Here is a 15,471-nt window from a genome sequence, read left to right as displayed (position 1 = left end):
TCAAAATCGAATATTTTCTAGGAAATAACGCATAATTATTGGAGTCTGTTGCAATATTTTTCTACAGGCTCCTTTATCTGCATTCATTCTTAAAACTTTTTCAGAAGAAAAAACAAAATTTACGTTTTTTATCGGGTTAAAAATTGTTTGTCCTATCAAATTTTGGTACGATTATAATGTATCTCCCAAATTGATACGAATATAAGGTCAGGTGATAATATGCAAAACCTCATTTTAGCCTCTTCTTCTCCACGACGAAAAGAACTTCTTGAAAATCTTCATATAACATTTGAAGTATCCAGCAGTGATGTTGATGAAAACTTTGATCCCGCATTAACCCCTGGAGAAATTGTCATGGAGCTTAGCAGCAGAAAAGCAAGAGCGGTAAGTATGAAGCACCAAAATTCATTTGTAATTGGTGCTGATACAATCGTTGTTTTAGACGAGATCGTTTTAGGAAAACCAAAGGACAGGGCAGATGCGTATTCGATGATAAAAAAATTGTCTGGGAAAGAGCATTCTGTTTACACGGGGGTTTCGATTGTTGCTCCTGAAAATGAAATTAAATTCTATGTAAAAACTGACGTGGTGTTTTGGGAGCTTTCGGATGAAGAAATAAATGCTTACATTGACACCGGTGAACCGTTTGATAAAGCGGGGGCATACGGGATCCAAGGCTTCGGCAGTATGCTAGTCAAAAAGATAGACGGTGACTATTTCTCTGTCATGGGCCTCCCTATTTCAAAAACAGTTCGAGAATTAAGGAATGCAGGATATGTGATGCCATTTTCTAAATAATTATTTGTTCATCTTTAAACTCCCTATCATCTGTGATAATAAGGGAGGAATTAATACATGCAAACTCAATCCTTATTGATTAAGGATTTTCCACAGGATGAACGTCCAAGGGAACGGTTTATCCAAAATGGACCACAAAGTTTATCTACTCATGAACTAGTAGCCATTCTACTTCGAACTGGGACAAAGGATGAATCTGTTCTACAACTGTCTAATCGGCTTCTAACGCATTTTGAAGGTTTAAGATTATTAAAGGATGCCTCATTAGATGAAATTACATCCATAAAAGGCATTGGAGCCGCAAAAGCAATTCAGCTGTTAGCTGCTGTAGAAATTGGCAGAAGAATATCAAATCTATCATTTGACGATCGCTATACGATTCGCTCTCCTGAGGATGGTGCGAAATATGTGATGAATGATATGAGATTCCTGTCGCAGGAGCATTTTGTTTGCCTTTATCTTAATACAAAAAATCAAGTTCTGCACAAGCAGACTATCTTTATCGGCAGCTTAAATGCCTCAATTGTGCACCCAAGAGAGGTGTTTAAAGAAGCTTTCAGGCGTTCCGCGGCTTCCATCATTTGTGCACATAATCATCCGAGTGGTGATCCAACTCCGAGTAGAGAGGATATCGAGGTGACAAAGCGTCTATCTGAATGTGGAAAAATAATTGGAATTGACGTGCTCGATCATCTTATTATTGGGGAAAATAAATTTGTGAGTTTAAAGGAAAAAGGGTATTTATAACACTATGTTTTTATTTGACGATAAGCTATAATATTATTTATGCTTTTTTACGTCAATATGAAATTTATCACAATTTGACCACAGTTTTTTTAAAAAAACAAAGCATTTGAAATTTGTATAAATTTTTTGAAGCTAATGAATGTTTTAGCTCCAATTATTTTTTGCATTTCGTATCAGAAAGGGAGATACAACCATGTTTGGAACAAAGGATCTTGGAATTGATTTAGGTACTGCTAATACACTTGTCTATGTAAAAGGAAAAGGAATTGTTGTAAGAGAGCCTTCAGTTGTTGCATTGCAAACGGACACAAAAAATATTGTCGCTGTTGGGAATGATGCAAAAAATATGATCGGCCGAACACCGGGAAATATTGTTGCCCTGCGTCCTATGAAGGATGGGGTTATTGCTGATTATGAGACAACAGCTGTTATGATGAAATATTATATTAAGCAAGCGATTAAGAATAAAGGTCTATTCTCCGGAAAACCTTATGTGATGGTATGTGTTCCTTCAGGAATTACTGCTGTGGAACAACGTGCAGTTATTGATGCTACTCGCCAAGCAGGAGCGAGAGATGCATACCCGATTGAAGAGCCATTTGCAGCTGCTATTGGAGCAAATCTGCCTGTATGGGAGCCAACGGGAAGTATGGTCGTTGACATTGGCGGCGGAACAACAGAAGTAGCGATTATTTCACTGGGAGGAATTGTTACAAGCCAATCAGTACGAGTTGCAGGAAATGACATGGATGACGCCATTATCAATTATATTCGTAAAAGGTATAATCTTTTAATAGGGGATCGTACATCTGAAACAATTAAGGTTGAAATAGGCTCAGCTGGTGATCCTGAGGGAATTGAAAACTTTGAAATTCGTGGAAGGGATCTTTTGACAGGACTTCCGAAGACAATTGAAATTACTGCTGAGGAAATTTGTAAAGCATTGCATGATACAGTTTATGCCATTGTTGATGCTGTAAAGGTAACGCTTGAAAAAACACCACCTGAGCTTGCGGCAGATATTATGGATCGTGGAATTGTGTTAACGGGTGGAGGCGCTTTACTTCGGAATTTGGACAAGGTTATTAGTGAAGAAACGAAAATGCCAGTTCTAATTGCTGAAAATCCTCTAGATTGTGTTGCGATCGGTACAGGAAAAGCGCTGGATCATATCGATTTATTTAAAAATAAATCGAAAGATTTTCGTTAATATTAATCTGAACAAAATCTTTTATGTGATTTAAGCCCACACACAAAATAAAAATGTGAGTGGGCTCCACCTATGTATTTACTTTTTTAATTAGAGGTTATGTTTTGGGAATGAGGTTATTATGAATGATAATGGCATATTCGCCGTTACCTCGTAATCAAACTTCTCACCTCTAATCTCTAGAAATGAGGTGTAAGGAATGCCACAGTTTTTTCTGAATAAACGCCTGATTATTTTGCTTGTTAGTATCATTATTCTCGTGGCATTGATTGGGTTTTCTTTAAAGGAACGAGAAAAGTTAACCTGGCCAGAACAATTTGTTAAAGATACGATTGGCTTGGTGCAAACGGCAGTTTCAAGGCCAACCCATTATGTTGCTGGTTTTTTTGACAATCTGAAAGACTTGCAAAATACATATACTGAAAATAAAGAGTTGAAAAAAAGATTAGATGAACTTGCTCGTCTCGAATCGGATGTACAAATGCTGGAAAAGGAAAATGCTGAGCTCCGTGAAATTCTTGATAAAAAAGAATCATTAAGTGATTTTGAACCTATACAAGCAACAGTAGTGGGAAGAAATCCAGATAGGTGGAATGAGCTTCTTACAATAAATAAGGGCACAAAGGATGGAATCGAACAAGATATGCCTGTTTTAACGGCAAATGGCTTAATTGGAAAAGTGAAAAGCACTTCACAATTAACTTCTACAGTACAGCTATTGAGTTCAATGGACCCGACAAATCGAATTTCAGCTGAAATTCAAGCAGATGGAGAAAGTTATTTTGGCTTAATTGAAGGATACGATAAAGATAAGGGACTTTTATTATTAAAGGGAATTCCATATGATGCGAAGATTAAGAAAGGACAAAATGTTGTCAGTTCTGGAATGGGTGGGGTGTTCCCGAAAAACCTTCCAATTGGAAAGGTCGTAGATGTTACACCAGCAGAGTATGGCCTTACACAAACCGCATTCGTCAAACCAGGTGCGAATTTTTATGATATTGAACATGTCATGGTTGTAAAAAGAAGTATGGTAAAGCCAGAACCAGAAGATATGATAGATGATGAGGAGGAGGAACTGTGAGAAAATTCCTTCTTCCTCTTTTATTATTACTCCTCTTCATTTCGGAAAGTATATTTATTGAACTCTTTCCTAAAGGTTTACTTGATGAGGCTCGAATTATCGTCCCAAGATTTTTAATGATAACTTTATTATTTCTGACAATTTATGGTCCGAAAAAGTATGGAATTATTTATAGCTTCATTTTTGGTCTTCTATTCGATGTTGTTTACACGGAAATCATAGGGATCTATTTGTTTATCTTCCCTTTAGTATCCTATATCGTATCAAAACTTATGAAAATTCTTCAAACAAATATTGTTATGGTATCATTAGTGACTATCATTGGGGTTATCCTATTAGAAATGGGAGTATACGAGATGAACTTCTTAATACACCAGACAAGCATGGATTTTTCATCATTTGTTTCACTTCGACTAATACCAACAGTCATTTTTAATCTAGTCATTACGTGTATAGTCGCTTATCCTCTCAAAAAGCATTTTGAAAACTTAGCAGCAAGCCTAGATGTATAGTATATGAAAGAGGACGTTAGAGGGATGTCCTTTTTCATTTGCTTCACATGTCTATTAAATGAATAATATTGAGCTAAAAAAGGATATTACATTGTTTCTGTCGAATTATTCTAATAGATTTTATTTTTGATACCCTTCAACTTAGCATTTCCTCTTTTGATTTTTAATAAAAGAAGGTATGCTTGTTTTAGGGATAACTTGCGTTTATTTACGTATAGGAATGCTGAAAATATTCATAATACATATTATTTTGAACTTAGGTTTGGAATAGAAAAGCTCTTTGCGCTTTTCTTACGAGGTGAACATCTTGACATGAAGAAAATTCAAAATGTAATGATTAAAGGAACAAAGGATGGGTTAATCTTTCAACTTGATGATTCTTGTTCCTATGAAGAATTGAAAAGGGAGCTTGATTATAAGCTTTCGGAGAGCTCTAGATCCCGTGAAGATCATTTAATTACAGTGAAAATTCAGGTCGGTAATAGATATTTAACGAATGAACAAGAGGAGGAGCTAAAAGAATTAATTAGACAAAAGAAGAATCTTGTTATTGATTCTATAAGCTCTAATGTAATAACAAAAGAAGAGGCAGCAAAATTAAAGGAAGAAACAGAGATTGTTTCAATTGCTAGAATTATTCGGTCTGGCCAGGTTTTGCATGTTGCAGGTGATTTGCTTCTCGTCGGTGATGTTAATCCAGGTGGAACAGTCATTGCAGGTGGAAATATTTTTATTATGGGGGCTTTGAAAGGAATTGCTCATGCAGGCTTTTATGGAAATAAAAAAGCCATTGTAGCAGCATCGGTCATGAAGCCTTCACAAATACGTATAGGTGATTGCATTACGAGAGCTCCTGACAATTATCAAGAAGATGAAAAAAGAGAAATGGAATGTGCTTACATAAATGATAAAAATCAAATAACGGTTGATAGATTGCAAGTGTTAATGCATTTAAGACCGAATATTACTAGATTGGAAGGAGGACAATAGGTATGGGAGTAGCAATTGTCATTACATCAGGTAAAGGTGGAGTTGGAAAGACAACGACCTCAGCGAACATTGGTACATCTTTGGCTCTGCAAGGGAAAAGGGTTTGCCTCGTCGATACAGACATTGGCCTCCGAAATTTAGACGTTGTGATGGGACTTGAAAATCGTATTATCTATGATTTAGTTGATGTATTGGAAGGGCGTTGTAAAATTCATCAAGCACTAGTAAAAGATAAGCGTTTTGAGGATTTGCTTTATTTACTGCCTGCTGCCCAAACGAGCGACAAGACGGCAGTAACTCCAGAGCAAATGAAAGAGCTCATAAATGAATTGAAACAAGATTATGATTATGTTATCATCGATTGTCCTGCTGGAATTGAGCACGGATATAGAAATGCTGTTGCTGGAGCTGACAAGGCAATCGTTGTTACAACACCAGAAGTGTCAGCTGTAAGAGATGCTGATCGAATTATTGGCTTACTTGAAAAAGAAGAAAATGTAGAGTCGCCAAAATTAGTGATAAACCGTATTCGTAATCAATTGATGAAAAATGGAGATATGTTAGATGTTGATGAAATTGCAACCCATCTTTCTATTGAATTGATTGGAATCGTTGCAGATGATGATGAGGTCATTAAAGCTTCTAATCACGGGGAACCGATTGCATTAAATCCAAACAGTAAAGCATCCATTGCTTATCGCAATATTGCCCGTCGTATTTTGGGAGAATCTATCCCACTTCAGCCACTTGAGGCCGAAACATTAGGCGTCTTCTCGAAAATTAAAAAGTTTTTTGGTGTTAAGTAAAGCCAGGGAGTTGATCCCTGGCTTTTTCCTGTCATACTCCCTATGGACAACTCATAGACTTGTACAAAAGATTGTAAGGGAATGGTGGGGAAGTATGAGATCACGAGCAGATGAACTACGGAAACGAGTGGCGAATAGAAAAAGAGAACGCGAAAGAACGACTAAGAATCCGAATAAACAAATTAAGTGGCCTGAAGATGAAGAAAGATACGGCTTTGATAAAATACATTCATATGAAGGGAGCACAGGTGAGAGAAATCATCCTCTATTTAGAAAAGAATATTTTTTGTTTAAAATTCTACTGTCCGCTTGCTTATTTCTGATCGTGGCAATTATGTTTAAAAATAATGCAGAAACATTTGAACCTGCAAGAGATTTTGTCAAAAAATCGATGGAGGAAGATTTTCAATTTGTTACTGTTGCCAATTGGTATGAAGATCGTTTCGGGAAACCACTTGCATTATTGCCATTCAAAGATGAGAAAGAAGGCGTGAAGGATTCATCACCAAACTCAGAATATGCATTGCCCGCATCAGCTAAAATTGTGGAAGATTTTCAAGAGAACGGACAAAGGATTACAATTGAAACGAGCAAAGATGCCGCAGTCGTGGCAATGAGTGAGGGGCTTGTCACATTCGCTGGAAAAAAAGAAGGATTTGGTAAAACTATCGTTATCAAACATGCGGATAAAAGTGAATCATGGTATGGAAATTTAGATAATATCAATGTTAAATTTATGGATTATATAGAAAAAGGAACAGAGCTAGGATCGGCAACTGCACAGGAAGATGGGATAAATGGTTCTTTTTATTTCGCCATAAAAAAGGGTGATGATTTTATTGACCCTATACAGGTGATTCCATTTGAATAAATTGATAGGATTGATAAAATATATTCATATTCACCCTCTACTTTGGATAGTAATTGGATTAGCAGTTTTAACCGCTCATTTTTTAGAATTGTCATTACTTTTGCTGATCATTTTTGTACATGAAATGGGGCATGCGGCAGCAGCGTCTTTTTTTTCGTGGCGGATAAAAAGGATATCTCTCTTGCCATTTGGTGGAGTAGCAGAAATGGATGAGCATGGGAATAGGCCATTAAAGGAAGAGGTAATTGTCATCCTTTCAGGTCCTCTACAGCATCTTTGGATGATGGGGCTGGCATTTATCCTATATCAATTTTCTTACCTTTCCGAAGGACTATATCATGTATTTATTCAGTATAATTTGATGGTTTTGCTATTTAATCTGTTGCCTATTTGGCCTTTGGATGGAGGAAAATTAGTTTTTCTCTTTTTTTCACTCAAGCAAGCATTTCCAAATGCACATCGGCAAGCGTTACGAATATCTGCTTGCTGTATGGCTATTTTTGCTGTGATGATTTTATTATTTTCACCGTTAAATTTAAATATTTGGGTCGTAATTGCATTTTTGCTATTTTCGCTTTACCATGAATGGAAGCAAAGCAGATACATTTTTATTCGTTTTCTTCTGGAACGGTATTACGGGAAAGACAGTGAAGTACTTAAATTAAAACCGCTTGTCGTAAACGATAATGAACTGGTTATTCACGTGCTTGAGAAGTTTCAACGTGGCTATAAGCACCCAATTATTATTGAAAAGGATGGAAAAGAAAAAGGTTCTATGGATGAAAACGAGCTATTACATGCCTATTTTTCGGAAAAGAACATTACTACTCGGATCGGCGATCTAATATTCGCATACTAGTAATTTAAGTGAGGAATTAGTTTGTATACATTAATTATCAACCATTTAACAAGGGAAAAACGCTATGTATTACTAAAGAATAATGAAGTTGAAAAGCTTGTAATTAATCAGCCGAGTCATCAATCGTCCGTAGGTAATATTTATTTGGGGATTGTTGAAAAAGTGCTTCCAGGAATGAATGCTGCTTTCGTCGATCTCGGGGAAGGAAAAAAAGGATATTTGCATAGAGACAAACTAGCTTCATTTGTCCAAGCGGATGACGATAAAGTGTCTCTAAGTATTTCTTCCTATGTCCACCAGGGAGAGAGACTGCTAGTTCAAGTAGAAAAAGATGCAGCAGGAACAAAGGGGCCTCGGCTTACGGGCATTATAGAGTTCCAAAGTAACAACATAATATATATGCCACATGGAAAATATGTTGCCATTTCAAAAAAAATTGAAGATGTCCGTTCAAGAACGGATTTGCGCACACTAGGGTACGATTTAAAAGAGCAAGAAGAGGGATTTATATTTCGGACATCCAGCAGTTATGTGGAACAAGAAAAATTAATAGCAGAAATAGAGGAGCTGCGGCAAGAGTATAATGAACTCCTTACGAAAGCAAACACTTTTAAGAAGCCAAGAATCGTGCTTGAAAAGAATTCTTTTTTAGAAGAGGTCATGAAGGAAATAACAAGAATGGATATTGCTGAAATTATTGTCGATGACCAAGTTATCAAGCATGAAATTCAAAATAATAGTCATCTTAATGTCCAGCTTTACAATGGGAAAGAAAATATTTTTTCAGCCTTTCGATTTGAACATGAAATTGAAAAAGCGTTAAAACGAATTGTATGGTTAGAAAATGGAGCGTACCTAATTTTTGATGAAGCTGAGGCATTAGCCGTCATTGATGTAAATACTGGGAAATTTTCCGGAAGAAATGACCGCCGAGAAACGATTTTGAAAACAAATAAATGGGCTGCAGTTGAGGCAGCAAGACAAATCCGCCTTCGTGATATCGGGGGCATGATTTTGATTGACTTTATTGATATGAAAGAGGAAAAGGATAAGCTTTGTATTTTAGAAATAATGAAAGCTGAATTAGAAAAGGATGAGAGACGAACAAATCTTGTTGGCTTTACTCCGCTGGGAATTCTTCAATTAACGCGAAAAAAAACAAAGCCAGCTATTTCAGAGTCTCTTACAGTTAAGTGCCCATCCTGTGATGGTACTGGGCGAATATTAAGTCCAGAAACGGTTGCTTTTCGCCTGGAGCGTGAGCTATTGGGGTATACGGGAGCAGATCATGAGGCCGTCTTAATCGATACTTCTGAAGAAGTGAAAACGGTCTTTTCTGGTGAGGAGAAAAGCTATAAAAAGAGAATCGAGGAAATGCTTGGACTCAAAATCATTTTTGTTGAAAAACAGTCAGAAAAACCCTTTTATGAAATTCGTCAATTCGGAAAAGCGGAAGAGTTAAAAGGAAAAGTATATTGACACTTCAAACCTATTTATGATAGGATTTTAATGTTATGTTTGTAGCGCACCCGTGCTACAACCGCTCAGAACAGGTTTTAAGCTTTTGCTCATTTATGACTAGCTCTAGTGCCATTTGCTCGAGGTCCTAAACCGAATGCTAAGCACTTTCAGCTTTTTGAGTGAAACGCCTGATGATGGCGAGTCTTAGTCTAAGAGGAGGTGCAGTTCATGTACGCGATTATTGAAACTGGTGGTAAGCAAGTACGAGTAGAAGAAGGTCAAGCTATCTACATCGAAAAGCTAAATACTGAAGCTGGCGAAACAGTTACTTTTGACAAAGTTCTTTTCGTAGGCGGAGATAGTGTAAAAGTAGGAAGCCCTGTAGTTGAAGGTGCTACTGTTACAGCTAAAGTTGAAAAGCAAGGTCGTGCAAAAAAGATCATTGTTTTCAAGTACAAGTCAAAGAAAAACTATCGCAAAAAGCAAGGTCATCGTCAACCATACACTAAAGTTGTGATTGAAAAGATCAACGCTTAAGGCGAAAAAAATGATTAATATTACGATTAATCGTAAAAGCTCTGGTATGATTCAATCATTTACAATTAGCGGCCATGCCTTCTTTGCTAAAAGAGGAAATGATATCGTCTGTGCAGGCGTATCTGCTGTATCTGTTGGTGCAATTAATGCGGTACATGCCCTAACCGGCATTACGCCCGAAATTGAACAAAACAAGGATGGCTTTCTCCACTGTGTAATTCCGGCTGATTTACCGGAATCTACAAATGAGAAAATTCAACTTCTTTTAGAAGGAATGGTTGTCTCATTGCAGACGATTGAAGAGGAATACGGACAGCATATAAAAATGACCTTCAAAAAGCAGGAGGTGGAGTAAATGTTACTAAAATTAGATCTTCAGTTATTCGCATCTAAAAAGGGAGTAGGTTCGACTAAGAACGGTCGTGACTCAATCGCTAAGCGCCTTGGTGCTAAGCGTGCAGACGGTCAATTCGTAACTGGCGGTTCTATCCTATACCGTCAACGCGGAACAAGAATCTATCCTGGAGTGAATGTTGGTAAAGGTGGAGATGATACACTTTTCGCGAAAGTGGACGGTGTAGTTAAATTCGAGCGCCTTGGCCGTGATCGTAAGCAAGTTAGCGTATATCCTGTAGCTCAAGAAGCTTAGGCTTCTGGTGGAAACTCTAACCATTAAGGTTAGAGTTTTCTTTTTGGTTATATGTGTTGATTATTTAGTAATAATTGCTTACGGCTGCTTCGTTTTTTGATATACTAACAGCAAGCAGTCTTCTGACACTTAATTTACTGTGTAGGAGTGCATTTATGAGAACAGATTGGAATATGATCGAGGTGCTGCGCTATGCACGCCACGACTGGCTAAATAAAATCCAACTAATAAAAGGCAATCTAGCACTAAATAAAATAGACCGGGCAAAGGAAATTATCGATGAAATTGTTGTAGAGGCCCAGCAGGAAGCTAAGCTTTCTAATTTGAATATTCCTCAATTCGCCTCATTGCTTCTTACATATAATTGGGAAAATCATTTGTTTCAAGTAGAATATGATATATTGGAATGCTCGAAAATCGATCACTTGGACGATGATTTGCTTACAAATTGGACCGAAACTTTTTTTCTCTGCCTGAACTCATCTATAAAGCGTTTTTACGAGAATCATTTATCAGTCACAATTGATCCTCAGATAGAGGGAACCCGTTTCTTTTTTGATTTTAGAGGAATAATAACAGATAAGAAACAAATTGAGTTATTTTTGAAAAAAAAGAGTACTTCTTTTCCCGAAATAGATGTTCATGCTTTCACAGAAAAAGAGCTTTCCCTGGAATTTTTAATCCCTTCAAGTAATAATCCAAAGCCAAAATGATTTTCATATCTACATAGGTAAAACTAACGGTTCTTGCTGTCAGAATGTAAGGACAGCTAAGACAGGAGGAATAATATGTTTGTCGATCAGGTAAAAATTTATGTAAAAGGTGGAGATGGCGGCAATGGGATGGTCGCTTTTCGCCGCGAAAAATATGTACCAAAGGGCGGACCTGCTGGAGGAGACGGTGGGAAAGGCGCAGATGTAGTATTCGAGGTCAATGAAGGCTTGCGTACTCTAATGGATTTCCGTTATCAACGTCATTTCAAGGCTCCTCGTGGTGAACACGGTATGTCCAAAAATCAACATGGCCGAAATGCGAAGGACATGATCGTGAAGGTTCCACCTGGTACTGTTGTAACAGATGCTGAAACAAATGAAGTAATAGCTGACCTAACTGAACATGGGCAGAGGACGGTAATTGCAAGAGGCGGAAGGGGCGGCAGAGGAAACACACGATTTGCAACCCCATCAAATCCTGCTCCGGAATTATCTGAGCATGGTGAGCCTGGAATTGAGAGGGATGTCGTTCTTGAATTAAAACTTCTAGCAGATGCAGGACTTGTAGGCTTCCCAAGTGTAGGGAAATCAACTCTTTTATCTGTTGTTTCTTCTGCAAGACCGAAAATTGCAGAATATCATTTTACTACAATTGCGCCAAATTTAGGGATGGTTGAAACAGAGGATAACCGCAGCTTTGTTTTAGCCGATCTTCCGGGTTTAATTGAAGGTGCACACTCTGGAGTAGGGCTTGGCCATCAGTTCTTGAGACATATTGAGCGCACTCGGGTTATCGTCCATGTCATTGATATGGCGGCAATCGAGGGTAGAGATCCTTATGAAGATTATTTAACCATTAATAAAGAATTGAAAGAGTACAATTTACGCTTAACCGAAAGGCCACAAATCATTGTGGCAAATAAAATGGAAATGCCTGGTGCAGAAGAAAATCTTCAAACGTTTAAAGAGCAAATGAAAGAGGATTATCCAATCTTCCCAATCTCTGCCATCACTAGACAGGGGTTAAGAGAATTATTATTTGCTATTGCTGATAAAATTGAAGAAACACCAGAATTCCCATTACATCAAGAAGAAGAAACAGGTATTCATCGTGTAGTTTATAAGCATGAAGCTGAACTAACCGAATTTGTTATCACAAGAGATTCTGCTGGCACATTTATTGTATCTGGTGATGCGATTGAGAAGCTATTTAAAATGACTGACTTCACAAGAGATGAATCTGTCCGACGTTTTTCTAGACAGCTTCGCGGAATGGGTGTCGATGATGCCCTTCGTGAAAAAGGTGCGAAGGATGGGGATACGGTAAAGCTGCTTGATTATGAATTCGAGTTTATTGAATAATCTCTAAAGTTTAAATGGAGTGTATATATGAGACATGATAAATTCGATAAGAAATTTTTCTTAGTTCGAGAAGATGTTCTTCCAGAAGCAATGAAGAAAACGTTAGATGCAAAAGAAATGATAGAAAGAGGAAGAGCTGAGTCTGTATGGGATGCTGTTCAAAAGGTTGATTTAAGTAGAAGTGCTTTTTATAAATATCGAGATACAGTTTTTCCTTTTCATACTGTTGTCAAAGAAAAAATAATAACATTGTTTTTTTATTTAGAGGATCGCTCAGGTACCTTGTCCCAACTATTGAGCGTTGTTGCTTCAGCAGGATGTAATATCCTTACAATTCATCAGACAATACCTTTACAGGGTAGAGCCAATATTACACTATCCCTTAATGTAACGAAAATGGAAATTGAAATTGAAGAATTGCTAACAAAGTTAAGAAGATTAGAATTTGTAGAAAAAGTTGAAGTGCTTGGTTCAGGTGCATAATTTTATATGTGTGCCTGTTCAAGCACTGTTTTTTTAACTAAAAGGACTTAGTAAACGAAATTTTTTTCAATATAAGGATCTTATGTAAATAATCTGTATAGGGATCGAGTGAATTTTTTTAATTTTTACACACATCCTCTGTTTAAAGTGATAAAGTATTAGTAATGTATAAAGAAGTGATTCAAGGGAGAGATAATCGTGAAAGTAGGGTATTTAGGTCCGAAAGCAACATTTACGGATATTGCTGTTCGTGAAATGTTTCCTAAAGAAAAAGCAGTTCCATTTTCAACCATTCCCGATTGCTTCGATGCTTTAATGGGGGATGAAATAGAAATGGCGGTTGTTCCACTTGAGAATGCACTTGAGGGATCCGTTAATATAACTCTCGATTATTTAGTTCATGAAGTGGATTATCCGATTATTGGAGAAATTACTTGTCCAATTCGCCAGCATTTCATGGTGCATCCAGCAAATTCGAAAAAATGGAAGGAAACTGGAGTCGTTTATAGCCATTCACACGCACTTGCACAATGTCATAAGTTTTTACATAAAGAATTAAAGGGAACCCCTTGTGAAAAAACGACTTCTACAGCTGCGGCAGCTCAATTTGTTAAGGAAAATCCGGACATTAAAGCGGGAGCTATTGCAAACGAGCTTGCGGCTAAAGAATATGGACTTGAGATTGTACGTGAGGATATTCACGATGTAAGCTATAATCATACTCGGTTTATTGTACTATCAAAGAAGCCATTTCCTTTTCGTGAAGAGAAAGACTCTTTTAAGGGTTACAAAACAACTGTCATGATTACATTGCCTTCAGATCGTGCAGGCGCTCTGCATCAAGTCCTTTCTGCTTTTGCATGGAGAAAGTTAAACCTTTCAAAAATTGAATCAAGGCCAATGAAAACAGGACTCGGTAATTATTTTTTTATCATTGATGTTGACATGAAGCAGGACGATGTTTTAATACCTGGTGTCGTATCAGAATTAGAGGCATTAGATTGTAAAGTAAAAATTTTAGGAAGCTATCCTTATTATCAACTTGGAATGGAAAAATGCAAGGTTAGATAAACAGAAGGCAAACAAGAGGATTCAATATTAAAAAGAGGAAGTTTTTTCGAGTTTGAGAACTATCTAGCTCTACAAGGAATGCATCGGTAGCAAATACATGGCATGAGCCAATCGTGAAGCTTTTGGAAGGACGTCGCGTGTTTGTTAACCTCGAGGTCACAAGCTTGACTAGTAGTGACTCTTTTAGGGTCGAAAGTCTTGCCAAGCCCCTTCAGAAGGCTAAGAATGTTTTCTGAAAGGGCTCGTCTATTGCAATGCCAGAGGCTTAGAGCCAAGGAAAGTTTCTTTGAATAATTCATCCCAGGAACAATCTGACCTTAAATTGTTTCGAAGGAGCTTCTGCCTTTCTTTATTCAACTAAAAAATAGGCTCTCTTTAATGCTTTAATTGCTTCTTCCAGTTTCTGTTCAGAGGATGCTGAAATGGTGTGAAGGTGAATTCCTTCAGTAAGCTCGGATAAGTAAGAGGCGTTCGTCGTTTTTATTTTTTCGATGAATTCTCTTACCTCTTTCCGGTTTGAAACCATGACAGAAGCTGTTAAGTCTCCATATACTGGGTGTTCGATCCTTACATCCTTGACTGTAACTCCGTGGTCTACTAGTAAATTAAGCTCATCTTCTGTTCTGTCTGGAGGATGGGAACTAGCTATTGTTCGTTCAATCGTATTTGCAAGGGATCCCTGCAATAAATACATATACCCTTGGCTTGTTGCTATTATAGGCTCCCCTTTTGCTTTTAACAAAGTAATATCACCAACAATAACTTGTCTGCTCACATTTGTTCTCGTAGCGAGATCGCTTCCAGTTATGGGTTCCTCTTTTTCTTTCAATAGCTGGAGCAGAAGCTCTCTTCTTTCCTCACCGAGCACTTTTTTCTGTTCCTTCATTTTTTAATCTCCCTCTTTACCAATAATGTTCCATTTTATCACAATTGACAGGCTAATAAAAAATCCATTTGGAAAAGCAGACTATGTGGATAGCTAATCCAATTCAGGCCAAATAGTTTATAAACCTAATGGTTCGTGTAGATTCACTCTTGCAGGATTCTAATAAGCTGCGAGTATCCACTGCCCGTATTATGAAAGGTTCGTGAGTTTCAGAAAAACTCAGTTGAAGCTTTTATACAAACTTCAGCTGCCTATTTCATCAATTGCCACGTTGCTGCATAATCAAAATATTTCATATGTTACCAGCTCAGCATTATATTCCATATTCTTATTATCTTTGAAAACCTTGAAAAAAGCGAAAGATTTCTTTTTTCTAACAATAGGGAGTGTTGCAGAAGCAATGTCACCTTTTAGAAGGCTTTTATGTTTTAT

The 15,471-nt window shown here is 37.3% G+C and carries 18 protein-coding genes and 1 other annotated feature; of the genes, 17 read left to right on the top strand and 1 reads right to left on the bottom strand.

Features of this window, described 5'->3' with window-relative positions; all coding sequences use genetic code 11:
• The first annotated feature begins 219 nt into the window (after positions 1-219).
• The 17 genes from KHA94_RS14840 (at position 220) to pheA (ending at position 14,153) form a co-directional block, all read left to right on the top strand.
• Complete coding sequence (locus KHA94_RS14840; protein ID WP_213102897.1) at positions 220-798, top strand: Maf family protein; 579 nt, start codon at positions 220-222, stop codon at positions 796-798.
• Positions 799-855: 57 nt separating this feature from the next.
• Complete coding sequence (gene radC / locus KHA94_RS14835; RefSeq protein ID WP_213102896.1) at positions 856-1,545, top strand: RadC family protein; 690 nt, start codon at positions 856-858, stop codon at positions 1,543-1,545.
• Positions 1,546-1,738: 193 nt separating this feature from the next.
• Positions 1,739-2,755, top strand: a complete 1,017-nt coding sequence (locus KHA94_RS14830; RefSeq protein ID WP_213102895.1) for a rod shape-determining protein — start codon at positions 1,739-1,741, stop codon at positions 2,753-2,755.
• A 199-nt stretch (positions 2,756-2,954) separates the two neighbouring features.
• A complete protein-coding gene (gene mreC / locus KHA94_RS14825; RefSeq protein WP_213102894.1) occupies positions 2,955-3,839 on the top strand; it encodes a rod shape-determining protein MreC in 885 nt (294 codons plus the stop codon).
• Positions 3,836-4,351 (top strand): rod shape-determining protein MreD, encoded by a 516-nt coding sequence (gene mreD / locus KHA94_RS14820; protein WP_213102893.1) that lies wholly within the window; start codon positions 3,836-3,838, stop codon positions 4,349-4,351. Before mreC ends, mreD begins: the two co-directional genes overlap by 4 nt.
• A gap of 312 nt (positions 4,352-4,663) precedes the next feature.
• A complete protein-coding gene (gene minC, locus KHA94_RS14815; RefSeq protein ID WP_213102892.1) occupies positions 4,664-5,341 on the top strand; it encodes a septum site-determining protein MinC in 678 nt (225 codons plus the stop codon).
• A 2-nt stretch (positions 5,342-5,343) separates the two neighbouring features.
• A complete protein-coding gene (minD, locus tag KHA94_RS14810; protein WP_213102891.1) occupies positions 5,344-6,147 on the top strand; it encodes a septum site-determining protein MinD in 804 nt (267 codons plus the stop codon).
• 94 nt (positions 6,148-6,241) lie between these two features.
• Positions 6,242-7,018, top strand: a complete 777-nt coding sequence (locus tag KHA94_RS14805; RefSeq protein WP_213102890.1) for a M23 family metallopeptidase — start codon at positions 6,242-6,244, stop codon at positions 7,016-7,018.
• Positions 7,011-7,877: a M50 family metallopeptidase gene (locus tag KHA94_RS14800; protein ID WP_213102889.1), complete on the top strand. Its 867-nt coding sequence runs from the start codon at positions 7,011-7,013 to the stop codon at positions 7,875-7,877. The genes KHA94_RS14805 and KHA94_RS14800 overlap by 8 nt, the downstream gene beginning before the upstream one ends.
• Before the next feature lie 21 nt (positions 7,878-7,898).
• Complete coding sequence (locus tag KHA94_RS14795; protein WP_213102888.1) at positions 7,899-9,356, top strand: Rne/Rng family ribonuclease; 1,458 nt, start codon at positions 7,899-7,901, stop codon at positions 9,354-9,356.
• A 49-nt stretch (positions 9,357-9,405) separates the two neighbouring features.
• Positions 9,406-9,553, top strand: a sequence feature (ribosomal protein L21 leader region).
• Positions 9,554-9,566: 13 nt separating this feature from the next.
• Positions 9,567-9,875: a 50S ribosomal protein L21 gene (rplU, locus tag KHA94_RS14790; protein WP_213102887.1), complete on the top strand. Its 309-nt coding sequence runs from the start codon at positions 9,567-9,569 to the stop codon at positions 9,873-9,875.
• Positions 9,876-9,885: 10 nt separating this feature from the next.
• On the top strand, positions 9,886-10,230 hold the full coding sequence (locus KHA94_RS14785; RefSeq protein ID WP_213102886.1) for a ribosomal-processing cysteine protease Prp: 345 nt from the start codon (positions 9,886-9,888) through the stop codon (positions 10,228-10,230).
• Complete coding sequence (rpmA, locus tag KHA94_RS14780) at positions 10,231-10,524, top strand: 50S ribosomal protein L27 (protein ID WP_066292897.1); 294 nt, start codon at positions 10,231-10,233, stop codon at positions 10,522-10,524.
• A gap of 155 nt (positions 10,525-10,679) precedes the next feature.
• Positions 10,680-11,237 (top strand): sporulation initiation phosphotransferase B, encoded by a 558-nt coding sequence (locus KHA94_RS14775; RefSeq protein WP_213102885.1) that lies wholly within the window; start codon positions 10,680-10,682, stop codon positions 11,235-11,237.
• 75 nt (positions 11,238-11,312) lie between these two features.
• Entirely contained in the window at positions 11,313-12,599 is a 1,287-nt protein-coding gene (gene obgE, locus KHA94_RS14770) for a GTPase ObgE (RefSeq protein WP_213102884.1), read from the top strand.
• A gap of 27 nt (positions 12,600-12,626) precedes the next feature.
• A complete protein-coding gene (locus KHA94_RS14765; RefSeq protein ID WP_213102883.1) occupies positions 12,627-13,082 on the top strand; it encodes an ACT domain-containing protein in 456 nt (151 codons plus the stop codon).
• 198 nt (positions 13,083-13,280) lie between these two features.
• Positions 13,281-14,153 carry a prephenate dehydratase gene (gene pheA, locus KHA94_RS14760; RefSeq protein WP_213102882.1) on the top strand — a complete coding sequence of 291 codons (873 nt, stop codon included), beginning with the start codon at positions 13,281-13,283 and terminating at the stop codon, positions 14,151-14,153.
• A 349-nt stretch (positions 14,154-14,502) separates the two neighbouring features.
• Here the strand turns inward: pheA and KHA94_RS14755 are convergent, their stop codons facing one another.
• Positions 14,503-15,039 (bottom strand): transcription repressor NadR, encoded by a 537-nt coding sequence (locus KHA94_RS14755; RefSeq protein ID WP_213102881.1) that lies wholly within the window; start codon positions 15,037-15,039, stop codon positions 14,503-14,505.
• Positions 15,040-15,471: the final 432 nt, after the last annotated feature.

It is taken from the genome of Cytobacillus citreus, assembly GCF_018343665.1.
Taxonomy (GTDB): domain Bacteria; phylum Bacillota; class Bacilli; order Bacillales; family Cytobacillaceae; genus Cytobacillus; species Cytobacillus citreus.
This window is presented reverse-complemented; position numbering and strand designations above follow the sequence as displayed.